This window comes from Stenotrophomonas sp. FW305-C-20-S1 (assembly GCF_058783335.1).
In genome coordinates this window covers 183,363-206,415 of sequence record NZ_JBYTEK010000003.1, presented here as the reverse complement: position 1 = coordinate 206,415, position 23,053 = coordinate 183,363, and the positions used below count along the sequence as shown (strand labels likewise).

General features: G+C 66.7%; 21 protein-coding genes. 6 read left to right on the top strand and 15 right to left on the bottom strand.

What is annotated here, in order from left to right; translation table 11 throughout:
- Positions 1–177 precede the first annotated feature (177 nt).
- The gene (locus tag AC3WTC_RS03865; protein WP_492710665.1) at positions 178–1,338 is read right to left on the bottom strand and encodes an amidohydrolase family protein; all 1,161 of its coding nucleotides are present in this window, start codon (positions 1,336–1,338) and stop codon (positions 178–180) included.
- A 184-nt stretch (positions 1,339–1,522) separates the two neighbouring features.
- Here AC3WTC_RS03865 and AC3WTC_RS03860 point away from each other — a divergent pair, with 184 nt between their 5' ends.
- A complete protein-coding gene (locus AC3WTC_RS03860; RefSeq protein WP_025878517.1) occupies positions 1,523–2,164 on the top strand; it encodes a hypothetical protein in 642 nt (213 codons plus the stop codon).
- A 27-nt stretch (positions 2,165–2,191) separates the two neighbouring features.
- Here the strand turns inward: AC3WTC_RS03860 and AC3WTC_RS03855 are convergent, their stop codons facing one another.
- Positions 2,192–2,857, bottom strand: a complete 666-nt coding sequence (locus AC3WTC_RS03855) for a hypothetical protein (RefSeq protein ID WP_492710656.1) — start codon at positions 2,855–2,857, stop codon at positions 2,192–2,194.
- Positions 2,858–2,933: 76 nt separating this feature from the next.
- A complete protein-coding gene (locus tag AC3WTC_RS03850; RefSeq protein WP_492710655.1) occupies positions 2,934–5,660 on the bottom strand; it encodes a TonB-dependent receptor plug domain-containing protein in 2,727 nt (908 codons plus the stop codon).
- Between the two features lie 219 nt (positions 5,661–5,879).
- Here AC3WTC_RS03850 and AC3WTC_RS03845 point away from each other — a divergent pair, with 219 nt between their 5' ends.
- Positions 5,880–6,485 (top strand): GNAT family N-acetyltransferase, encoded by a 606-nt coding sequence (locus AC3WTC_RS03845; protein ID WP_492710653.1) that lies wholly within the window; start codon positions 5,880–5,882, stop codon positions 6,483–6,485.
- Here AC3WTC_RS03845 and AC3WTC_RS03840 read toward each other — a convergent pair.
- Positions 6,482–7,255, bottom strand: a complete 774-nt coding sequence (locus AC3WTC_RS03840) for a CDP-diacylglycerol diphosphatase (RefSeq protein ID WP_223495375.1) — start codon at positions 7,253–7,255, stop codon at positions 6,482–6,484. The two genes, AC3WTC_RS03845 and AC3WTC_RS03840, sit on opposite strands and share 4 nt — an antisense overlap.
- A gap of 68 nt (positions 7,256–7,323) precedes the next feature.
- Positions 7,324–7,986, bottom strand: a complete 663-nt coding sequence (locus tag AC3WTC_RS03835; protein WP_032975267.1) for a hypothetical protein — start codon at positions 7,984–7,986, stop codon at positions 7,324–7,326.
- A 168-nt stretch (positions 7,987–8,154) separates the two neighbouring features.
- Between AC3WTC_RS03835 and AC3WTC_RS03830 the strand changes: the two genes are divergently transcribed.
- Complete coding sequence (locus AC3WTC_RS03830; protein ID WP_492710651.1) at positions 8,155–8,448, top strand: hypothetical protein; 294 nt, start codon at positions 8,155–8,157, stop codon at positions 8,446–8,448.
- Positions 8,449–8,497: 49 nt separating this feature from the next.
- Here AC3WTC_RS03830 and AC3WTC_RS03825 read toward each other — a convergent pair whose 3' ends face one another.
- From AC3WTC_RS03825 to AC3WTC_RS03795, 7 genes are all read right to left on the bottom strand, one after another.
- Positions 8,498–9,376, bottom strand: a complete 879-nt coding sequence (locus AC3WTC_RS03825; protein WP_492710649.1) for a hypothetical protein — start codon at positions 9,374–9,376, stop codon at positions 8,498–8,500.
- A 61-nt stretch (positions 9,377–9,437) separates the two neighbouring features.
- Complete coding sequence (gene dld, locus AC3WTC_RS03820) at positions 9,438–11,144, bottom strand: D-lactate dehydrogenase (protein WP_492710647.1); 1,707 nt, start codon at positions 11,142–11,144, stop codon at positions 9,438–9,440.
- Entirely contained in the window at positions 11,141–12,280 is a 1,140-nt protein-coding gene (gene lldD / locus AC3WTC_RS03815) for an FMN-dependent L-lactate dehydrogenase LldD (protein ID WP_492710645.1), read from the bottom strand. Before lldD ends, dld begins: the two co-directional genes overlap by 4 nt.
- 4 nt (positions 12,281–12,284) lie before the next feature.
- A complete protein-coding gene (gene lldR / locus AC3WTC_RS03810; protein ID WP_032975263.1) occupies positions 12,285–13,049 on the bottom strand; it encodes a transcriptional regulator LldR in 765 nt (254 codons plus the stop codon).
- Between the two features lie 53 nt (positions 13,050–13,102).
- Positions 13,103–14,761 (bottom strand): L-lactate permease, encoded by a 1,659-nt coding sequence (gene lldP, locus AC3WTC_RS03805; RefSeq protein WP_140225872.1) that lies wholly within the window; start codon positions 14,759–14,761, stop codon positions 13,103–13,105.
- Positions 14,762–14,936: 175 nt separating this feature from the next.
- Positions 14,937–15,386, bottom strand: coding sequence for an MgtC/SapB family protein (locus AC3WTC_RS03800; protein WP_223482641.1), 450 nt, complete (start codon positions 15,384–15,386; stop codon positions 14,937–14,939).
- A gap of 132 nt (positions 15,387–15,518) precedes the next feature.
- On the bottom strand, positions 15,519–16,277 hold the full coding sequence (locus AC3WTC_RS03795) for an SDR family NAD(P)-dependent oxidoreductase (protein ID WP_025878504.1): 759 nt from the start codon (positions 16,275–16,277) through the stop codon (positions 15,519–15,521).
- A 128-nt stretch (positions 16,278–16,405) separates the two neighbouring features.
- On the opposite strand from AC3WTC_RS03795, the gene AC3WTC_RS03790 reads away from it, so the two are divergent.
- Both AC3WTC_RS03790 and AC3WTC_RS03785 read left to right on the top strand, forming a co-directional pair.
- A complete protein-coding gene (locus AC3WTC_RS03790) occupies positions 16,406–16,738 on the top strand; it encodes a hypothetical protein (RefSeq protein ID WP_280883891.1) in 333 nt (110 codons plus the stop codon).
- Between the two features lie 91 nt (positions 16,739–16,829).
- Complete coding sequence (locus tag AC3WTC_RS03785) at positions 16,830–17,783, top strand: helix-turn-helix transcriptional regulator (protein WP_088100184.1); 954 nt, start codon at positions 16,830–16,832, stop codon at positions 17,781–17,783.
- A gap of 314 nt (positions 17,784–18,097) precedes the next feature.
- Here the strand turns inward: AC3WTC_RS03785 and AC3WTC_RS03780 are convergent, their stop codons facing one another.
- The 3 genes from AC3WTC_RS03780 to AC3WTC_RS03770 all read right to left on the bottom strand — a co-directional run bounded on the left by AC3WTC_RS03780 (position 18,098) and on the right by AC3WTC_RS03770 (position 21,955).
- Complete coding sequence (locus AC3WTC_RS03780) at positions 18,098–20,008, bottom strand: CocE/NonD family hydrolase (RefSeq protein WP_025878501.1); 1,911 nt, start codon at positions 20,006–20,008, stop codon at positions 18,098–18,100.
- A gap of 202 nt (positions 20,009–20,210) precedes the next feature.
- Positions 20,211–20,597, bottom strand: a complete 387-nt coding sequence (locus tag AC3WTC_RS03775; protein WP_492710641.1) for a DUF4440 domain-containing protein — start codon at positions 20,595–20,597, stop codon at positions 20,211–20,213.
- Positions 20,597–21,955, bottom strand: a complete 1,359-nt coding sequence (locus tag AC3WTC_RS03770; protein ID WP_492710639.1) for an MFS transporter — start codon at positions 21,953–21,955, stop codon at positions 20,597–20,599. Before AC3WTC_RS03770 ends, AC3WTC_RS03775 begins: the two co-directional genes overlap by 1 nt.
- Before the next feature lie 104 nt (positions 21,956–22,059).
- On the opposite strand from AC3WTC_RS03770, the gene AC3WTC_RS03765 reads away from it, so the two are divergent.
- A complete protein-coding gene (locus tag AC3WTC_RS03765; protein ID WP_312966059.1) occupies positions 22,060–22,965 on the top strand; it encodes a LysR family transcriptional regulator in 906 nt (301 codons plus the stop codon).
- Positions 22,966–23,053 lie beyond the last annotated feature (88 nt).

Genomic DNA, 23,053 nt, shown 5'->3' with positions numbered 1-23,053 from the left:
GCGGGGCATCCGCGCCATGGATGGCGCGGCTGAGCCTACAGGGACGTACTTGCGGCGTCCCCGCAATCCGACACCGCACCGCCCTACCTCGGAGTGCCGCTGTTGCTTCGGCTGTTGCTGTTGAAGTTGCCGGCCAGCGGCCGGCACTACCAGGTGCTACCGGGCACGGCCCGGCCGCTACAGCCAGCGACCGTCGACCACCACGCGTCGCTCGGCCGGCACTGCGGCCACCGCCGCCGGGCCATGGTCGGCACGCACCGCCACGAAGGTAGCCGGACGACCTTCTGCAATGCCGTACTGCGGCAACCCGATCACCTCCGCCGCATGGGTGGTGACCATGTCCAGCGCCAGCGTCAGGTCCGCATCGGTGTAGAAGCCCGACCGATAGCCCAGCAGCATCGCCCGCTGCAGCAGGTCGCCATTGCCATAGGGCCACCAGCAGTCACGGATGTTGTCGTTGCCGGCAAACACGCGCACACCGGCGTCGTGCAGAGCACGCAGCGGCGGGAACGGATGGTCGCCCGGCGCATTGCTCATGATCGCTACGCCTGCGGCAGCCAAGGCCTCACCCACCTGCAGCGCCCGCGCCAACGGCACCTCGCCCAGCGCATAAGCGTGACTGACCGCCACCCTGCCCTGCAGGCCCGCCGCGCGTGTGCGCGCGGCGATCCGCAGCAGCTGCGCCAGCCCGGTCTCGCCCGGCTCGTGCAGATGGATGTCCAGACGCACGCCATAGCGCTCGGCCAGCCCGAACAACAACGCAAGCTGGCCTTCGGCATCCCCGTCCAGCGTGCTCGGGTCGATGCCTCCAAGCACCTCCACCCCGGCAGCAATCGCCTGTTCCAGAATGACCGCCGTACCCGGGCACGACATCACGCCCGCCTGTGGGAATGCCACCCACTGGATGCGCATGATGTCGGCACAACGCAGCGCCGCTTCACGCACCGCCTCCAGGTGACGCAGGCCGGTGCTGCCATCGATGTCAACGTGGCACCGCATCGCCACCGTACCGAATCCGCTGCACTGGCGGATCAGGGCCTCGGCACGATCGGCCATGGGTGCGGCGGTAGCAATCGCGGCTTTTTCCACCGCCAGACGCTCGCGCAGGCTGTTCACCGGCTGATGCGGATGCCAGCGGTCGCCGACGAAACTCTTGTCCAGGTGGATATGGCCGTCGACCAGTCCAGTCAGCACGGTAAAACCGGTCAGATCGACGCTTTCGGCTCCCTGTGCTGCTGCATCGTCGCCATTGATGCCGACAAACCGGCCACCACGGATGTGGAAATGCAGCGGGGCACCGTCGCGATCGACGCCGCCATGGACGAACTGCAGGGTCATCAGGTTCTCCCGGAAAGCCAACACTGGCGCCATCCTGCCCGCCGCCGCGTCCATCGGCCAACGAAATATCTGCATGCCATGCATTCACCGGCACGATGAATCCCGTCCGCGACCGTGCGCCGCAGGGACGCCGGATACACGCCTGAACGGGTAACATGGGCGCCTGTTTCCGCTGTGATGCCGCATGGGCCCGTCCGACCGCCACGATCGTCTTCGCCGCTGGCAGGCCGCGTCCCTGCTGGCCGCTGCCCCGATCGCCAGCCTGTCCGCCACCGATGCCAGCGCCAGCGCGCCCCTGCAGGCGCCGCCGGGCCAGCAGCGGATTGCCTCCGCCGCGCTGGTGGAGGTACTGCACCAGCGCGTGCTGGCCGGCCAGAGCGCCACCGCCACCCTGGAAAGCTGGTGCGCCGAGCACGGCCTGGCCGAGCAGGCCCGGGTCCGTGCCGTGCGTGTGCACGGCCAGGACAAGACCGCCCCGGCCGACGTGCTGCAGGCCCTGGGCGCCACTGCCTCCACGCCCCTGCGTTACCGGCGCGTGCAGCTGGCCTGCGGCAGCCGCGTGCTGTCCGAGGCCGACAACTGGTACCTGCCCGACCATCTCAGCCCGGCCATGAACCAGGTCCTGGACACGACCGACGAGCCGTTCGGCCGCGTGGTCGGTCCGCTCGGCTTCCAGCGCCAGACCGTGACCGACCAGACGTTCTGGCCGCCGCGCGGCGATGGCGACCATGGAGTGATCCTGGAAGTGCGCGCGCTGCTGCGCGACCGCCAGCAGCAGCCTTTCAGCTACGTCATCGAGTCGTACCTGGTGCAGGCGCTGCCGTAACGTTTCATCCGCCCGGCATGTCCCGACCTACTGGGTGGTGATGCCGTTGGCAGCCGGATCGGTGGAGAACACGAAGCGTCCCGAATACAGGTTCCGGCCCAGGGTGTACTCGGCCGTTGCGAATGCATAGACGGGAGGCGTGTTGCCCTTCTCGAAGGAGCGCGCCCAGGCGCTGAAACCGTCTTCGGTCCGGCTGCGGATCTCGCCGAGGCACAAGCTGTAGCCGCATGCGAACGAGACCACGTCCGTATTCCCGTCCAGCGCCGCAGTCACCGCTGACCTGTACAGCCCGGTCAGATCCTGTGCTTCCGGTTGGCGTGCGGCATCCTGCTCGAATTGGCTGACCGCCTGTGCGAATGCTCTGTTGGAACCGACCACCGCATGGAATCGTTCAACGGACATCGCCCCCTCACTCAACAGGCTGCGCTCGCCGGTGAGGAACGTTCCTTCCGCTGGCTTGGCCGCCGCAGCAATGACTGCAGACCCGGGCGAAGCGGGAGCGGTGTGCAGGGATGTTGCAGCAGCGCGTATCCGTGTTGCTGCCTCAACCCGGTCGGCAGGCGCCATCGTGGCATCCTGGGCAGCGGCTGCCGGTGCTTCTTCTTTGCTGCTGCAGCCCGCGACTGCGAGCACCACAACCATCAGATGACGAACGTCCATGCGTTGTTTCCTCCCTGCTGATTGGGTGAGCATGCCATTGCATGGCGCTGGAAGCGAAGTGCCACACAAAGAAAGGCCCGGCAATGCCGGGCCTTTCGTTTTGCATCGCTTAACGGAACCGGTAATCCAGCTGCACCCAGAACTGACGGCCATACGGGTCGTAGTTGCCGACAGGATAGAACGGCCAACCGCCACCGTTCTTGTCTGCCGGCGGGCGGCTGTCGCGCAGGTTGTTGACGATCACGCCCACCGACAGGTTTTCGCCGAACTGGCGGAACACGCTGGCGTTGTAGGTCATGTACGGTGCGATGCGGCCACTGCCATCGGTCTTGGGCAGCGAGCCGAAACGGTTGCCATACAGCGTCGTGGTCCAGTCGCCCTGGTTCCAGGTGATGCTGCCATTGGCCTTGCTGCGCCACTGGTAGTCATCCAGCGAATTGCGGATGTCGCGCACTTCGTCATCGGCGAACTGCTTGTACTCATGCTCCAGCACCAGGGTGTAGGCCAGGCGCGTGGTGAAGCGGCCATAGCGGCCCGCATCGAAGCGCCAGTTGCCCTTCAGGTCGATGCCGCGCACCGACTCCGATGCCGCATTGATCGGGTTGATCAGTACGCGGGTTACCTGGTCCGGCTGCACGGTGGCAGTGGAGGGGTTGCGGATCACCCGCGACAGCGCGTCCTGGCACAGCGACGAGCTGATGTCGCGCGCTTCGCCGCCGAGGGTGCGGCCCAGCCGGCAATCGGCCTCATCACGCAGGATGCGGCTGGTGTCGAGGCTGGTCACTTCGTTGTCGATGCGGATGTCGTAGTAGTCGGCGCTGAAATCCAGCCCGGACAGTGGCGACCAGACCACGCCGAAGCCGTACGATTTGGCCGACTCCGGCTGCAGCTGCGGGTTGGCGCGGTTGCTGTAGTCGATCGACAGGCCGTTGTAGTCGCAGTTGTCATACGACTGGCCGGCGGTGCGGCAGCGCCAGTAGTCGGTCATGCCGGGGTTGTAGCCACGGGTCTCGGTGGCGAACACATAGTTCATGTCCGGCGCACGGAAGCTGGTGGCCGCGGTGCCGCGGATCAGCAGGCTTTCGATCGGACGGAATTCGACACCGAAGCTCCAGGTCGCCTTGCCGATATGCTCGCCGCCGGCGCGGTACTGGTCGTAGCGACCTGCCAGGGTGGTGGTCAGCGACTGCAGCAACGGCAGCTGCAGTTCAACACCGGCCGCATAGCGGTCACGTTCGCCACCAGCACCGATGCCGGCGCTGGTGTTCCAGAATTCGCCGGTGCCCAAGCGCGGGTCCGGGCGATTGCGGTAGCCCTGGCTGCCCGCTTCGACCACCGCGGCCAATGCGGCATCGCCACCGGGCAACGCGAACAGGCGGCCGTTGACCGTCGCGCTGAAGGTCTGCAGCCACGCGGCATTGCGGCTTTCCTGGTAGTCGGACAGGCGGCCGTACTCGTCGGGCGTCAATGGCTGGAACAGGCGCGCAGGGTCTGGTGCATAGACCTCCACGCCGTTGCGCACGCCCAGCTGCGGGCCCAGCAGGTACTCGTTGATGCCGGCCAGCAGCACCGGGCGGCGCGTGCGGTTCTCGTAGCGTGAGCGGCTGTAGACGGCCTCGTAGTCCCAGCCGCTGTCGCCGATCTGGCCCCGCGCACCGACGTTGAACGACCACGAGCTTTCCAGGAAGCGGTTGGCATTGCGCGGCAGGCCGCCGATTTCCTCCGGCGCGAAGCGGCGGTACCAGCTCTCCAGGTTGCCCGTGTTCTGGTTGTAGAAGTAGTTGCGTGACGAGGTCCAGGTGGGCGCACGGGTATTGTTGTTGATCCGTGCGCTGCCCAGCGCGACATCCGCAAACAGGTCGGTGGTGTCGTTGACGTGGAAGGTCAGCAGGCCGTAACCGTTGAGGTTGCGCTTCTCGGTCTGCACGGTCCAGTAACTGGCAGCGGCTTCGTTGCTGCCGCAGTACCAGCCCTGGCGCGGGTTGTTGGCGCGCAGCACGCTGCCACCGTAGATGGACGAAGCCGCATCGCAGCCGGCGGTGCCCGGATCGATGTTGCGACCGGTGGCTGCATTGCGACGATAGGCGACGGCCGTCGGCTGCGGCGCCTTGCCGGTGGGGTCATCGTCCAGCGAATCCATGAAATCGCGCTGGCGCGCGTGGATCGCCTTGCGCACGTCCAGTTCGAAGCCGAACAGGCCTTCCCAGCGGTCGCCCGAGCTGCCTCCCACCACCTGCACGCGCTGGTTGTCACCACCGCCCTGCTGGGTGCCGCCGGCACGCACGTTGACGTCCACGCCGTCGAAGCGGTCCTTGAGGATGATGTTGACCACGCCGGCGATGGCATCGGAACCATACACCGCAGACGCCCCTGCGGCCAGCACCTCGATGCGCTCGATCAGCGCACTGGGGATGTTGGCCAGGTTGACCACGTTCACCGAGCCTTCGTAGGCCAGCGGATAGTCGGCCTGGCGGCGGCCGTTGACCAGCACCAGCGTGCGGTTCGGGCCCAGGCCACGCAGGTTGATGGTGTTCGCCGCCGGGGTGAAGGTATTGCCGAAGTCCTCGCCCTGCACGTTGCCGGTGTTCTCGGTGAGCGCGCTCAACGCATCGAATGCATTGCGATAGCCCTGCGCATCGATCTGCTCGCGGCTGATCACCGTGACCGGCGACGGTCCCTCGACACTGGCACGCGGGATGCGCGAGCCGGTGACCTTCACTTCCTGCAATGAGGTGGGTGCGCTTTCCTGCGCGAAGGCGGGCAACGAGGCCAGCATCAGGGACGACAAGGCAAGCACCAGCGGACGCGGGCGCAGCGCCAGGGGAGAGGCGGACATGGGCTTCCTGGGGGAGTTGGGCGGGTGGTCCGGGGCGCTGGCGACGGTGTGCGCATAACGATCCCGTAACGAAAGTGTCCTGAACGGATGGTTGCAACGGAAATGACCAGGCTTGATGGCGTTATGCCTGAACCGAATCAGACCGCAGCCAGCGACCGCGCCGCATTTGCAACTTCTTTCATTGTTCCCCCTCGCCGGCCTGCGGCATCGTCCCACCCCATGAACCGGTATTTCCCTACTTCCCTGCCACCGCTGCGACCGGTGCTGCGCCGCCACCTCTTGCTGCTCCAGCACGGGCCTGTGGTGCTGCGCCCGTTGCAGCGTTCAGACCTTTCCGCCTGGCGTCACCACTATCGTCAGGTCGAACGCAGCGGCAACCCGCCTGACCATTTCGATGCCGAAGCCCATTTCCTCTGCGGTGTTCAGCGTTCGCAGCTGCAACACGACAACGATCAGTTGCTGCTGGGCAGCTTCGACGCAGCGGGTGAGCTGCTGGACCAGTTGAAACTGCGCCTGCATTGCGCGCATGCGCGCAGCGTTGAACTGCGTTGGCTGCATGCCGCAGGCTGTCCCCAGCGGCGGCAGCTGCACGCTTCGTTGCAGGCGCTGTGCACGTTCCTGTTCGAACAGGTGGGGATCCGTCGCCTGTTCGTACTGCTACCGCCCGATGCAGGCAGCGCGCTGGTCGCTACCCTGCAGGCGATCGGCTTCGAGCGCGAAGGCTTGCTGCGCGACCACCACCTGGATGTCGAAGGCTGGCAGGACCGCCAGCTCTACGCCCTGACAGCCCCTGTCTGGCTGCAACGGCAGTCAGCAGAGAACTAGCGCACCCGCTCCAGCGAAGCATCCGCGCCGGTCAACACGCTGCAGGCATGGTCCTGCAGCTCCTCGGCGCTGGCATCGTTGTCGCTGCCGGGATCCAGCTGCGTGGCCAGCAGGATGAAACCCGGCGCGCCGTGCACGTCCTCGTGTCCCGCCACCAGCAGGCTCCATTGGCCAACCCTGTCCACACCGCTCAGGCCATAGGCCAGCAGGTTGAGGGGATTGGCAGTCAACGCCTCGCCCGGCAGCAACCGCGCCTGGTATTGATGGCCGCGCAGCCGTACCGGCAGCGGTGCCCACTGCGTGCCGAGGGCCGCGCGATTGTCTTCCAGCGCCCGCAGCACGTCGGCGCGCAGGCAATCGACGTGGATGTGCAGCTGGTGCTGCGAACGTCCATGCGGCGAGTTCAATGCCAGGCTGGCGACGCTGCGCGGCAACCGCTGGCCAAGTGCCTGCTCGGTACGAGCGCGGGCCTGCCAGGCGGCAGCAAAGTAATTGGGTGCCCCGCGCCGGTACAACGCGGGACTTTCGATGCCACTGACCTTGTCCAGTGGCATCAGCAGGAACTGATAGCGGCCGTGCGCGTCCTTGACCAGCACATCGCGGTGATCAACGGCCGGGCGCACCTGCAGGCAATCGCCGCGTGGCGACTGTGCGCCCTGGCAATCACGTTCGATCAGGCGCCACAGCGCATCCGAGTGGGCCGGTGGCGGCGCAGGGGGCACGCTGGCACAACCGGCCAGCAACAGCAGGGGCAGCAACAGAAATCGCACGGCAACAACTCGCAGGATCAGGCGCGCAGGCAGCGCCGCGCGCCATTCTAGCCAGTGGGATGTGGCAATCAGTAGGTGCCGAACGGCACTTCAACCACGACCGGGTCGCCGGCAGGCAGCACCTGCAGGGTGTACCGGTCCAGTGCGCCGTCATCATCGGCCAGCGGCTGGCGGTGGAACTGCAGGCGATAATGGCCCTCGCCCACGCGCACTTCGGTGCCGTCGGCAGCCAGCGCGGCAGCGTCGGGCAGCAGCAGCCCGCCCAGGTCGCTGTAGGCACCGGCAACATCGGCGAAACCATAATCGGCCAGTTCATCCACCCGCTGCATCGCATAGACATGCGGCAGATACGGGCGCGCCGGGCTGCGGCCGTTGCTCAGATCGGTCACCCCGGCCTGCGGCAGGTGGTACTGCTCGCGAAGCGCGGCAACACCCAGCGACTCGCTGGCCACCTGCAGGCAGCACACCGTGCGCTTGCCTTCACGGTCGAGGATGGCGAAGCGATCACCACGGGTTGCGGCCTGCGGCAGCATCGCGAACGCCAGGTTGCGCTGCGCCGGCTGGTAACCGGCTTCGGTCTGCAGGTTGCGCCAGCCACCAAATACCGGCGCTTCGGCCGCCGGCGCTGGCGTCGGTTCGGCAGCCATGGCTGCCACTGCCATGCAGAGCAACGACAGCACTGCCGTCGCCTTCACTGCGTTCTGCCTGCCACGGAAACTGCCTGACCTCATACCGGACCCAACACCTGCACCGGAGTGGCCCGGCCTGCCCGCCGGCACGTTGCCGGCAACGCCGGCCACTATGCAGTGCGGCGGCCGCGCGGGCAATGACCCGAACGCTGCCGGGTTTCGCGCGGTCAGTGCTATCGTGCCGCCAATCCCCTGCGCAGGAGCGCCCGCATGACCATCCGCCTGACTCTGTTGCTGCCCGCCTTGGCCTTGTTGCTGTCGGCCTGTGTCAGCACTCCCGGCCCGGAGGTCAAGGGCAGTGGCCGCTGCGATGCCAGCCAGCTGGGCTGGGCCATCGGCCAGCCGGCCAACGAGCCGAACATCCGCCGCCTGTCCAGCGAAAGCGGCGCCGGCATGGTCAACCCCATCGGCCCGGCCACCATCACCACCAAGGACATCCGCCAGGACCGCCTGCGCGTGTTCGTGGACAAGGACAACATCATCACCGCCACCCGCTGCGAGTAAGCGCGTCACGGCCGTTGCGCAGAGCCGGGCTTGCGCCCGGCTCCATGGTTCAGGGCTCGGTGTAGGCCGAGCACTCCGGCAGCGGCTGGTCCGGCTGGTACGCCCCTGACGTGAAGCGGAAGGTGCGCGTGTAGCTGCATTGCGCATCCTGTTCGGTGCGCAGGTCCTTCTTCGTCAACCGCCCCTTGGCCAGCGAGTCCCGCTGCGGTGATACCCCGGCCGGATAGTTGGTGGCCCCGGTCTGGTAGCGCAGTACGGGCATGTCCTGCGCTTCGGCTGCCAGCGCAAGTTCCGCATCGAAGCTGTACTCGTCATGGCAGGCGCCGGCACGCTGATCAAAATCGCGCTCGCTGAAACAGGCCCGGATCATCTTGTTGGCCGACCACGCAACGGACAGCACGTCGGCGTCCACCTGGATGCCATCGTCAAGATGACGGATGCGCGCCAGGTGCAGGGTCGATGCGCTGGCACCGCCGCCGGAATACATCGCACGGGCCTCCACCAGACCGCCGACGAGCACGTTCTGCAATGCGGCCTGTTGTGGATCGGCCACGGCCTGGGCTGCCCCGGCGCCGGGCGCCAGGCGCACGATGAAGGGCCAGACCCGCAGGTCGCCATCGTCAACCACGTCGATGGGCACGTAGCGCATCTGCGGCTCGCCTTCAGCATCCGCGCGCTCGGCAACTTCCAGCGAGGCCGGCTGGTCTTCGCCCGCTGAAGGCAGCGCCTGCACGCACCACTGGCCATCAGCAGTGCAGTAGCGCTCCGGGCCGTCCGGCCCCTGCCCGCCCTGCAGCAGCAGCGTCTCCAGCCGGTTGCCTGCCGCGTCCCGTTGAACGGGCGCAACGTCCGCCGCTGCAGGCAACGACGATGCCAGCAGCAGTACAGACAGCACCGCGTAAGCCATGCGCGTGGAAACCATGTTCATCCTGTGCGCACCGGCACGTCCTTGCGAGAGACCGATGGTAGCGCAGGCGCCGCGTTGCGGCTCAGTGCCCGTCGCAGTCGCAGCTGCCCCAGCCCCTCGCCTTCGACGTCTGGCCGATGCCGGGGTTGAAGGTATTGCTCGGGTCCAGCGTGCGGTAGAAGCCGGCCAGCGCCGGCTTGGCCGGATACAGGTGGCCGACGTTGTGCTCGGCCGGGTACTCCGCGCCGCGCTGGTCCAGCAACGCCCACATCGCATGCTCGATGGCCATCGGGTCTTCACCCTTGCGCGCGATGTAGTCCTGGTGGAACACATGGCACAGGAAGTGGCCGTAGTACAGCTTGTGCAGCAGGCGCCCATCGATATCGGCCGGCAGCTGCTCGAACCAGTCGGCGTCATCGCGGCGCAGCGCAATGTCCAGCGCGACGATGTCCTGCACCTGATCGCGATGCACTTCGCGGTAGCGCACCGCCGCACCGGCCACCGCGAAACGATGCAGGAAGGCCTTGCGTCCTTCGTCCGCCGTGCAATGGAAGTAGCCGCCTTCGTGGTCGTTGAAGAAACCGCGCAGCCAGGCCTCGGTGGCAGCCGCATCCTGTGCGGAAACCTTCAGCAGCAGATGATGCTCGTAACGCTGGCGGAACTCGCCCATGCGCTTGGGCAGGTGCGAAGGCAGCAGTCCGGTCAGCAGTTGCATCATGCGGTCGGTGACACCGCGCAGGCCCAGCCGTTCGAACCAGCCATCAACCCGGCTCTTCAGTGCGAATGCGGCCGGAACGCGCGCGGTACCGAGCGTGTCGATCAGCAGGAAACTGTCCTTGCCGTAGCGCTCGCCGATGTCATACGCATCCCGGTGGATGTACTCGCCGGCGATGGGCAGGCGCTCGAAGCCGGTCAGCAGCTGGCGGCGGATCGCGGTCAGGCTGTCGGTGCGGTTGCTGCCGATATAGAAGACCTCGGCGGCCTCCTTCTCGAAGGTATCCAGGCGCACGGCGAACACCGCCAGCTTGCCGGCAGATCCGGCCGCCTCGAAATGGCGGCTGGGGTCGGCGTTGAAGCGTGCCGGGGTATCGGCATCGACCTTGCGCACTTCCTCGGCATAACGCGGATCGGAGGCGGCACGGCCATCACCGTCGCTGACATCGGCGGCGCTGTAGTCACCGCTCTGCAGGCGTTGCAGGATCTGCTCGGGCGTGTCGCCCAGCGCGATGCCCAGATGGTTGACCAGTTGCAGTTCACCCCGCGCGTCGACCTGCGCATACAGCGCCAGTTCGGTATAGGCCGGGCCGCGGCGCACCAGCGCGCCACCGGAGTTGTTGCAGATGCCGCCCAGCACCGAGGCGCCGATGCACGACGAGCCGATCACCGAGTGCGGCTCGCGGCCCAGTGGCGCCAGCGTCTGCTCCAGCCGGTCCAGCGTCGCGCCAGGCAGGCACAGCACCTGGCGGCCTTCATTCAACAGCTGGATGCCGGTCAGGCGCAGGGTGCTGACCAGCACGATCGGCCGGCCATAGTCATCGCCGTCCGGGGTGGAACCGCCGGTCAGGCCGGTATTGGCCGCCTGCAGGATGATCGCGGCCCCGCCCTGCACCGCCGCCTGCAACACACGCCACAGTTCCAGCAGCGTGCCCGGGCGCACCACCGCCAGTACCGGGCCGTCACCGAAGCGATAGCCGCGACGGAAGCGACGGGTGGCCTTGTCACCGGTCAGTACGTGGCGGTCCCCCGCCGCGGCACGCAACTGTTCCAGCACCGTGTTTCGATCACTCATGGCAGGTGCACCAGCGAATCACGGCCGATGTCGGCAATGCGATGCGCGCCGGTCAGGGTCATCGCCACGCGCATTTCCTTGGCGATCAGGTCCAGCAGGTTGGCCACGCCGGCCTCGCCCTGCGCGGCAAGAGCGTAGACAAACGCGCGGCCCAGCAGCACGGTGTCGGCGCCCAGCGCCAGCATGCGCACCACGTCCAGGCCGGTGCGGATGCCAGAATCGGCGAGGATCTTCAGGTCACCCTGCACGGCGTCGGCAATGGCCGGCAACGCCCGAGCGGTGGACAGCACGCCATCGAGCTGGCGGCCGCCATGGTTGGAGACCACGATGCCATCGGCGCCGAACGCGACCGCATCACGCGCATCGTCCGGGTCGAGGATGCCCTTGATCACCATCGGGCCTTTCCAGAACTCACGGATCCACTCCAGGTCCTTCCACGAAATGGACGGATCGAAGTTGCTGCCCAGCCAGCCGATGTAATCCTCCAGGCCTGTTGGGTTGCCACGGTAGGTGGAGATGTTGCCGAGGTCATGCGGGCGTCCGCGCAGGCCGACGTCCCACGCCCAGCGCGGATGGGTGATGGCCTGGCCGATGCGGCGCATTGCAGCGTTCGGACCACTCATGCCCGAGTGTGCGTCGCGATAGCGCGCGCCCGGCACCGGCATGTCGACAGTGAATACCAGGGTGGTTACACCGGCCGCCTGCGCGCGCTCCAGCGCATTGCGCATGAAACCGCGATCGCGCAGCACGTACAGCTGGAACCACATCGGGCGCTGGATCGCCGGGGCGACTTCTTCGATCGGGCACACCGACACCGTGGAAAGCGTGAACGGAATGCCGCGGCTGTCGGCTGCACGCGCGGCCTGCACTTCGCCGCGACGGGCATACATGCCGGTCAAGCCGACCGGTGCCAGTGCCACCGGCATCGCCAACTTCTCGCCGAACAGCTCGGTTTCCAGGCCCAGGTCGGACATGTTGCGCAGGACGCGCTGGCGCAGCGCGATGTCGGACAGATCGGATACGTTGCGCTTCAGCGTGTGCTCGGCATACGCGCCACCATCGATGTAGTGGAACAGGAACGGCGGCAGCCGGCGTTCGGCTGCGGCACGGTAATCGGTGGAGGCGGAGATGATCATGGGGTCAACCGTGTGGGGAAGGTAGACGCGAAGCCCGCGCACGCCGGGCTTCGTTGTCATCGAGGGTGCGCAGCGTGGTGTGCACGAACTCGAGGTGGGCATGCGCGGCGGCGCGCGCACGTTCGGGGTCGCCGGCCAGCACCGCATCCATCATTTCGCGATGCTGGTCGGACAGCGGCGAGAAGGTCCTGGCCGAGGTGTAGAGCTTTTCGCGGCTCTGCGAGATATTGGTCTGCAGCAGTTCGAACAGGCCGCGCATCACCTGCAGCAATACCAGGTTGTGCGAGGCCTCGGCGATGGACAGGTGGAAGGCCGCATCGGCCTGCGCCTCACCGGCGGGGTCGTCCTTGCCATGCGCATCCATCATGGTCTGGAACGCCTGGGCGATGCGCGCGCGGTCCTCGTCGGTGGCGCGCAGCGCGGCGTGCCAGGCCGTGGCGCCTTCCAGCGCGTGGCGGATTTCAAGCACATCGAAGCGGTATTCCGGGTCCCCCTGGAACAGCGGCAGGTACGGCACCAGCGGTTCATCCAGCGCCTGCCGCGCACGTGCGGCGGGCTCGCTCACGTAAGTGCCACCGCCTACCCGCGCGGTCAGCAGACCATGGCTGGACAACTGCGCGATGGCCTCGCGCAGCGCGGTGCGCGAGACCCCAAGCTGAACGGCCAGCGTGCGCTCGGCCGGCAGCCTGTCGCCCGGCTGCAACTGCTGTTCCTGCACCAGCGCACGCAGCTGCGCGGCCACCTTGTCCGAAACCCGTTGTGTGCTCATGGCGCCATTGTGGCCCGAAGCACGCCGCTGTTGGTCGGCCTGTACTGCATGGCTCAGGGAATCATCCAGGTCAACCAGTAGGCCTGGGCCAAGGTGATCAGGCCGACCATCGTGGTGAAGATCAGGCTGTGCTTGACGGTGAAGCGGAACAGGTCCGACTCCTTGCCGGCCAGGCCCACCGCCGCGCAGGCTATGGCAATGGACTGCGGCGAGATCATCTTGCCGGTGACACCGCCGGTGGTGTTGGCCGCTACCAGCAGCACGTCGGACACGCCGATCTGCTGCGCGGTGGTCGCCTGCAGCGCCGAGAACAGTGCATTGGACGAGGTATCCGAACCGGTCAGGAACACGCCCAGCCAGCCCAGGAACGGCGAGAAGAACGGGAACGCCTTGCCGGTGTGCGCCAGTGCGAGCGCCAGCGTTGCCGACAGCCCCGAATAGTTGGCGATGAAGGCGAACGCCAGCACCATGCCGATCGAAAAGATCGGCATGCGCAGTTCGTGCACGGTTTCAGCGAAGGTCTGCAGCGCCGAGCGCGCCGGCATGCGCAGGGCGATGATCGCAATGATTGCGGCAAGGATGATCGAGGTACCCGTGGCCGAGAACCAGTCGAACTTGTACACCGCCTCATAGCTCAGCGGCGCATCGACGATCGGCGGCATCTTCTGCACCATCTGGTCCAGGCCCGGCACCGGAATCTTCAGCACCCAGCCTTCAAGCGGGCCACCGGCTGCGAACAGCGACTTGAACGGCTTGATGCTCCACACGGTGACCATCGCAGTGAGGATCAGGAACGGCGACCACGCCTTGGCGATCTGGCCGACGCTGTGGCGCGGCGCCTCCATTGCCTGTGCGGCCGCCTCAGCGCTGGTTTCGGTATCGAAGCGGAAGATCCGTACCGGCTTCCAGCGGCGCAGGAACAGGGTCAGGCAGACCAGCGACGCCAGCGAGGCGGTGATGTCCGGTAGTTCCGGGCCGATGAAGTTGGAGGTCAGGTACTGGGCGATGGCGAACGAACCGCCTGCCACCAGCACCGCCGGCCAGGTTTCCTTGATGCCGCGCCAGCCGTCCATGATCGCCATGATCCAGAACAGCACGATGACAGTCAGGAACGGCAGCTGGCGGCCGGCCATCTGGCCGATCTCGAAGGCATCCAGGCCGGTCACCTGCCCCGCCACGATGATCGGGATGCCCATCGCGCCGAACGCCACCGGCGCGGTGTTGACGATCAGGCACAGGCCGGCCGCATACAGCGGCTTGAAGCCCAGCCCGACCAGCAGCGCGGCGGTGATCGCCACCGGCGCACCGAACCCGGCTGCACCTTCCAGGAAGGCACCGAAGGCAAAGCCGACCATCAGCATCTGCAATCGCTGGTCCTCGGTGACCGACAGGATCGAGGCACGGATGATGTCGAACTGGCCGGTCTTGACCGAAACCTTGTACAGGAACACCGCGCCGATGATGATCCAGGCGATCGGCCACAGGCCATAGACGAAGCCGAAGCCGGCCGCGCCCAGCGCCTGCGCCACCGGCATGCGATAGAACAGCAGCGCCACGGCAAGCGCGATGGCCACCGTGATGGTGCCAGCGATCCAGCCCTTCATGCGCAGCACGGCCAGGGCGATGAAGAAGAAGGCGATCGGCAGCAGCGCGATCAGGCTCGACAACCAAAGGTTGCCGGCGGGGTCGTACACGTGTTGCCAGGGCTGCATAGGGCTCTCGACAGGAACAGGAGGTTCCCCACCGGGTGGGGGCGTCGGGCCCTCATATATTGGTCGTACCACATTGACCAACAATCGGACCACAGGCGCGAATTGAACCTCCAATCCTGCCGACAGCCTATTAGACCATAGGGCTATACGGAATATTGGTCTTACCATTTAGCGATTACAGCTTCTTCTCCACCCGCCGTATCAACGCCAGCACCAGCACGCACAGCACGCTGACACCGAGCGCGATCACGTACTTGCCGATGCCCACGGCAATACCGATGGCCGCGGCCATCACCAGCGAACTGGCCGTGGTGAGCCCGCTGACCTGGTCTTCGCGACTGCCGCGCAGGATGGTGCCGGCGGCAACGAAGCCCACGCAGGCCACCACCGCTTCGATCAATCGCACCGGGTCGACCTGCAGCAGATCGCGGTAGCGTTCCTGCTGGAAGTGTTCGGCCACCGAATCACCGAGGCCGACGATCAGCGCAGCGGCACCGGCAATCAGCATGTGCGTGCGCAGGCCGGCAGCGTGCTTGCCCATCTCACGTTCAACGCCCAGCACGCCGCCAAAGACCATGGCGGCGGCCACGCGCAGCAGAATGGACATGTCCTGGGTAAGTTCCATGGGGAGGCTCCGGAAGTTTCCCGGAGCGTTGCCCGGCGGCCGTGGGACGGGGGTGAAGGCGATGGCACGCCCTCTTCACCGGGCGATGCCGCCTTGTTCCATGCAACGGGAGTTGCCGGCCAGCGGCCGGCACTACTGCGCCAGGTAACCACCGTCGATGGCGTAGTAGGCACCCGTCGCGAACGAGGCATCGTCGCTGGCCAGCCAGGCGACCAGCGCGGCCACTTCCTGCGGCGTTCCCAAGCGCTTGAGTGCATGCCGGCCCTCCAGGGTGGCACGCACTTTGGCGTCCATCTTTTCCAGCAACGGCGTGTTGATGAAGCCCGGGCCCACCGCATTGATGCGGATGCCATCGGCAGCGTGCTCCCATGCAGCCGTCTGGGTCAGGCCGACCACGCCGTGCTTGGCGGCCGCGTAGGCGGTCGAACCGGCATACCCGACCTGGCCCAGGATGGAGGCCATGTTGATGATGCTGCCGCCGCTGCCCGCCGTGCGCATCGCCTGGATCTGCGCCCGCTGGCACAGGAACACGCTGGTCAGGTTCACATCGACCACGCGCTTCCAGCCATCAATGGGATAGTCGCCGCTGCTTGCCGCTGGCCCGCCGATGCCAGCGTTATTCACTGCGACATGCACGCCGCCCAGTTCCTTCACCGTGCGCTGCACCGCCGCTTCCACCGCCGCCTCGTCGGTGACATCCAACGCGACACCGATGGCCTCGGCCCCCTGGTTGCGCAGCGTGGCCACCGTGGCATCCACCGCATCCTGCTTCAGGTCCCACACCGAAATGCGCGCGCCCGATGCAGCGAGCGTTTCCGCTACCGCCAGGCCGATACCGGATACACCGCCGGTGACGATCGCGGTTTTTCCGTTGAGTCGGTAATCAATCATCTGTGGTCTCCATCTGTTGGGAAATCGATGCGGACAGAACCGTCCGACCTTATCGACACTACGCCCTTCTTCGTGACGAAAGCGCTGCATGCGTGATACTTGCGCGCATGCCCGCCACCTGAGCTCCCATGCGTACAGCCTGCGTTCCACTTTCTGCCGATGCCGAACGGCGGCTGGATACCGATTCCTGCCTGCCTGGCGATCTGTACGAAGTGATGCTCAGCGATGCCACGGTCGATCTGCTGTTCGACAGCGGCTTCCTCACTACCCTCAATACGCGGTTCGGCCTGCTCTTTGACCAGTACGAAGACGAATCGATCACCCGTCCCGAGCAGTTACAGTACGCACGCGCATTGCTGCGCGACCTTCAACTTGGCCGTAAATGCCAATCGATTGACCCGTTGGATATCGCATTCGGGCTGGCATTGGAGAAAATGACAGGAATCTATTTCCAACTCTGAAAGCGCAGGACCGATCCGCGCTGCAGGTGCACGATGGAACGTGCGGGCACATCGTCGCCGGCACCCATCATCAATGGTTGAGCGCCGAGCGATGTCCCGATATTTCACGTTTGCCGATTACCGCCGTTTTGGCCAGCGACACGGCTATGACTACCGTGCCGATCCAAGCCACCTGCGCGAAGAACAGTGGGCCGGTCACGGCGACCTGCACGAACAGACCCTGCGCGGCGGCATGAGCCTGCTCGCATCGGATGTGCACAACCGCATCGCCTACACCGCCACCGCGCACGAACGGCCCGGCCTGGTCATCCGCGTGATGCTGCAGGGCCAGGTCGACGTGCAGGTTCCCAACCGCAGTGACTTCAGCCTGCGCGCAGGCACCGCAGTGACAACCAGTCACCGCGACCATGTGGCAATGGTCGGCGTCCATCCCGGCAATATGCGCCTGCGTGGCATCAGCCTGATGGTGCCAGCCGATCTGGACCCGGACCTGCTGCGGCAACCGCAATTGCAGCGGGCATTGGGTTCACACATGGAATGCAGGCACTGGGCGATTCCGCACGCGATGCTGCCGCCTCTCGCGCAGCTGTTCGACAGCCCCTGGCAGGATGGCCTGGACGCGCTGTGGCGCGAGGGCATTGCCCTGCAGCTGCTGTCCACCGGCCTGCAGGCCGATGATCTGCACGCCGAAGGTGCGCGTGCGCTGCGCAGTGGCCAGCGGGCGCGGCTGGAACGCGTACGGACGTTCCTGCACGACGACCCTGGCCATGCGCACAGCCTGCTGGAACTTGCCCAACTGGCCTGCATGAGCCCCAGCGCACTGCGCCGGCACTTCGTCCAGGAGTATGGCTGCTCGGTGTTCGACTACCTGCACGAACAACGCATGCGACATGCCGAGCAGGGCCTTCGCGAATCCGGCTGGAGCGTGGAACAGGCGGCTGCGGAAACCGGCTATCGGCATCCCAGCAACTTCGCTGCCGCATTCCGCAAGCGCTTCGGGCTGGTGCCCAGCCGCTGGCGCACCGGCCCTTCGAAGGTTGGTTGAAGCGCATCTGCCCGGGCAGGTGTCGACCTTGGTCGACACGCTTTCGCACCACCGCGTTGCCGGCCAGCGGCCGGTACTAACCCATCAGTCCTTCAGGCGATCTGTTCCGGTAGGTGTCGACCTTGGTCGACACGCTTTCGCGCCACCGGGTTGCCGGCCAGCGGCCGGCACTACCCCGTCGGTCCTGCAAGCGATCTGTTCACGCTTTCGCACCATCGCGTTGCCGGCCAGCGGCCGGCACTACCACACCCGGCGCTACCGACATCGCGCGACCGGGGTAGCGCCGGGCCGTGCCCGGCGTCATCCCCTCCGTCTCAGTACACCGGCAGTTCGATGTAACTGGCCTGCGCGGCGCTGTGCCATACCCGCTGCGTCGCCTTCTGGTAGTCACCCGGCTTGGCCAGGTAGATGTTCGGCACGTAGGTCTGTGGGTTGCGGTCGTACAGCGGGAACAGGCTGGACTGCACCTGCACCATCACCCGGTGGCCCTTCTGGAAGGTGTGGTTGGCATTGGGCAGGTCGAAACGGTACGGCAGCACCTGGTTGGCCGCCAATGCCTTGGGGTCGCTGAAGCTCTCGCGGTAGCGGCCACGGAAGATCGCCAGCGACACCGGCAGCTCATAGCCGCCCATCTCCGGTGTCGATGCTTCCTGGTCGGGATACACGTCGATCAGCTTCACCACCCAGTCGCTGTCGGTGCCACTGGTGGACGCCTGCAGGTTCACCACCGGCGTACCTCCGATGCGCAGCGGTGCGGTCAACGGCTCGGTGATGAAGGTCAGCACGTCGGGGCGGCCATCGACGAAGCGCTGATCCTTGACCAGCCAGGTGGTCCACATGTCGCGGTCGCCAAAGCGCACCGGACGCGGCACGAACGGCACCGGCTTGGACGGATCAGACACGTATTCCTCGAAGTCGCCCTCGCCCGCCGCCGGCGCCTGGAACGCCAGCTTGCCACCGGCACGCAGGTACAGCGGCTTGCTGTTTGCCGCGCACGCCTTCTCGCAGCTGCGCGGCCAGCCCTGCAGGCGGTCCCAATGGTTTTCACCGGTGTTGTAGACCAGCACTGGTGGCGTATCGGCCTTCGGCGCGCCATCCACCAGGTACTGGTCGAAGAACGGCTTGAGCACGTCGCGGCGGAACTGCAGCGCGGTATCGCCATCGAATTTCAGCGCCCCAAGCTGGCTGCCGTCATAGTTCACCTGGCTGTGCCGCCACGGGCCCATCACCAGGTAGTTGTGGGTGTTGCCGGTATCGCGCCCTTCCATCGCCTGGTAGGCGTGGTTGGCACCCCACATGTCTTCCTGGTCCCACAGGCCCTGCAGCCACATGGTCGGCACCTTCAGCGGCGTCTTCGCCATCACCGCATCCAGCGCCTGGCCCTGCCAGAACGCATCGTAAGCGGGGTGCTGTACCAGCTTTTTCCACCAGGTCAGCTGGTCCACGCCGGTAAAGCGGGCGTAGTCACCGGCCGAGCCGATGCGCAGGAAAGTGCTGTAATCGTCGTAGCCCAGCGACGGCAGCGGCGTGCCCTTGCCCCGCTTCTCGGTCTGCATCGCGAAGTAGTTGAAATTGACCTGGCGGAAGGCACCGTAGTTGAGCCAGTCGTCACCCATCCAGCCATCGACCATCGGGCTCTGCGGCGCGGCCACCTTCAGTGCCGGGTGCGGATCGGTCAGCGCCATCACCACGGTGAAGCCTTCGTACGACGAGCCGAGCATGCCGACCTTGCCGTTGGTCTCCGGCACATGCTTGACCAGCCAATCGATGGTGTCCCACGCATCGGTGGAATGATCGACCTTGGTACCGTTCAGTGGCCCACGCAGCGGCCGGGTCATCACGTAATCGCCTTCGGAGCCGTACTTGCCACGGATGTCCTGGAACACGCGGATGTAGCCGCCATCGACGAACACTTCATCGCCCTGCGGCAGCAGATCGCGCATGCGCGGTGAATCGCTGCGGCTGGCGCGGCCGGCGGCATCGTACGGTGTGCGGGTCAGCAGGATCGGTGCATTGTGGGCACCCTTGGGCACCACGATCACCGTGTACAGCTTGGTGCCATCACGCATCGGCACCATCACCACGCGCTTGTCGTAGTCGCGGCCCACATCGGGGGCGACGAAGGGTTTTCCGCTGATGTCCGGGGTCATCGGCGGCGTGTCGGCGGCCAGCACGGCGCTGGACAGGCTCAGGGCTACGGCAACAGCAACGGCACGCACACGCATGGACATCACCTCCCGGCAGGAAAGGCCCCAGCCTACTCCCGTAGCCCCCGGCAAAGCGTGTGCCTGCTTTGCATTCTGCGGCGTTTACAGGCAGGACTGATGGCACATGTGCGGTCTGCTGCCGCTGCGCTCACCGCGCATGGCCCGGTGCTACCCGTTCACGGCCAACCACGGTAGCGCCGGGCCATGCCCGGCGGATCCATCACGCCACCGGTACTTCATGCAGGGCCAGCCAGCGCCAGTGCCCTCCTTCCTGCCGCAGCACTGCCAGCGATTCCCGCCACGCGGTTTCTCCCGCACCCACGGCATGTCCCTCGCGATAACGCAGCACCGCCAAGGGCGACGGCGCTTCCACCGCCTGCACGGCCTCGATGGCGATCCGCAGTCCCGGCCGGGCGCCGTGTCCGCCCACGAACAGCGCCTGCACGGCGGCGCGGTCCAACCTGCGACCGGAGATGCCGACCATGCTGAAGTCCGCGCAGAAATGTTCCATCAGATCATCCAGTGCATCGGCCGCGACTTCTGCGCGGAACCAGGCCTGCAGCTTGTCGTGCAGCAGGTGGATTTCGTGTTCGGCGGTCATGTCCATCAAGCAGTCTCCGTAGTGGAAAGGGAATGCAGCTGCGACCGGCGCAGCAGCGCCAATGGCAACAGGGTGAGTACGGCCGCCAGGCCCAGCGCCACGCCGGTGGCATGCGCCGGCCACCACTGCATGGCCAAGGCCATTAGCAGAGCAATGGCGGCGGTGCCCAGGCAGAAGCTGAGCTGGCGGTTGAGGTTCCACAGTGCACTGGCATCGCCCAGCGCCTCGGCGTCCACACCATGGAACGCCAGCGTCTGCGCGGTGCTGCTGCACAGGCTGCCGCCAGCGCCCATCAGGGCGAACAGCGTTGCGGCCAGCGTGAAGGGGGGCTGCGATTGCAGCGCCATCAGCAGCAGACCGCTGGCCTGCAGGACCATGCCCAGCGGCAGCACCGAGCCCGGCCCGAAGCGCGCCAGCAAGCGTCGGCTGCCGGTGATTGCCAGTGCCGAGGCCAGCGCCCACGGCAACATCAAGGCGCCGATCTGCGCGGCGCTGTAACCGGCGTGGTTCAACTGCAGGGTACTGGCCAGCTGGCTGCCGATGAACACACCCGGCACCGCCAGATAGACCAGCATCGCCATGCGCAGGCCTCGATGGGACAGCAGCGACCAGCGCAGCAGCGGCTGCGGCTGCCGGCGTGCATTACGCAGGTGGGCGACGGCCAGCACTGCTGCCAGCAGCAGCAACCCTGCGCCGGCGAAGCGATGGTCAGGCTCACCCAGCCAGGTCAATGCCAGCAGCAACGCGCCCAGCGCAGACATCGCGGTGGCCAGTGCATAGCCCTGCAGGCGTGGCGCACTGCGCAGGCCATCGGCCGGCATCCACGCCAGCACCAGGGCGGTCGCCAGCACCGCCAGCGGCAGGCTGGCCCACAGCACGCCGCGCCAGGACAGCCACTGCACCAGCAGGCCGCCAAGAGCCGGTGCAAGTGCCGGCACCAGCAACGCCACCAGCAGGATGCGCCGGGTCAGCGCACCGCGTTGCTCAGGCGTGCACTGCCGGTACGCCGCCGCCTGCGCCACCGGAATCAGCAGCCCGCCAGCCAACCCCTGCAGCAGCCGCCAGCCCAGCAGCCAGCCGATGGACGGCGCGGCGCCGGCCAGACCCGCAGCCACCGCGAACAGCAACAAGGCAGCCAGCAGCAGGCGACGTTCGCCGCAGCGCGCGGCCAGCCACGGAGCCAGCGGAATCACCACGCTCAGGCCCAGCATGTAAGCCGTGCCCACCCAGGCCAAGGTGCCGATGTCCGCATGCAGCTCGGCCGCCAGCGCCGGGTAGGCCACGGTGGCGATGAACATGTTGACCAGGTCCAGCGCGAACACCAGCAGGAAGATCGCCTCATGGCGCAGGCGTGGGGAAGGCATCAGCAGGCTCCGGCAGCGAAGGCGACAGCATCGCGGACCAGCGTTGTTGGAAAAACACGACGGCAGCTGCAACACTGTCAAACCTGTTTTGACAATCAGCCACCATGGTCAGCCTCGATCGCTTCGATATCTTCCGTGCCGTGGTCGAGGCCGGCAGCCTGACCGCCGCCGCCGAGCGCCTGGGCCTGAGCCGGGCCGTGGTCAGCTTCAACCTGAAGCGGCTGGAGCAGGAGCTGGGGGTAACCCTGCTGCTGCGCAGTACCCGCCACCTGGCGCTGACCGAGGCCGGCGAACAGTTCCTGCAGCACTGCGTGCAGGCACTGGATGCCGCGCAGGCCGCCATCGATGCCGCGCGCCGCGACCAGCATCAACTGCAGGGCGTGCTGCGCCTGACCACCACCCCGGAGTACGCGCAGCTGCGGCTGATTCCAGCACTGGAGGCCTTCCGCGCGCAGCATCCAGCGCTGGCGCTGCATCTATCGACCTCGCCGGCACCGGCCGACCTGATTCCCGAGCGCTTCGACCTGGCGATCCGCCTCGGCCGCCTGCCCGATTCGCAACTGCATGCCACCGAGCTGGAACGTCACCCGCTGTGCGCGGTGGCCGCTCCGGCATTGCTGGCGCGCCTGGGATCCGCCGAGGCCGCGGATGATCCGGTACTGCTGGGCACCCTTCCCCGCCTCGGCTATCCGCGCCTGGCCGATGTGCCAGTGGTCGCGCCGGATGGCAGCGATGCATTGTTCGCCACCAATCCGGGCAACGCGGTGATACGCGTGGATGGGGCCAGCAGCCTGCGCGCGTTCGCCGTGGCCGGCGCAGGAGTGACCGTGCTGCCACGCTGGCTGATCGAGGACGATCTCGCCCACGACCGCCTGCGGCCGGTGCTGCGCCAGCATCGTTTCCCGCAGCAGAGCGTGTACGCGGTGTACCCGCACAGCAGCCAGCCCTCGCCGAAGGTGCGGCAGCTGATCGATTTCCTGCGCGGGTGGTTTGGTGACGACGCCAGCTGAATCCTTCGCCCGCCGGGCATGGCCCGGCGCTACCGGGATGCCCGTAATCGGGTAGCGCCGGGCCATGCCCTGCGAGCGCAACGGCACC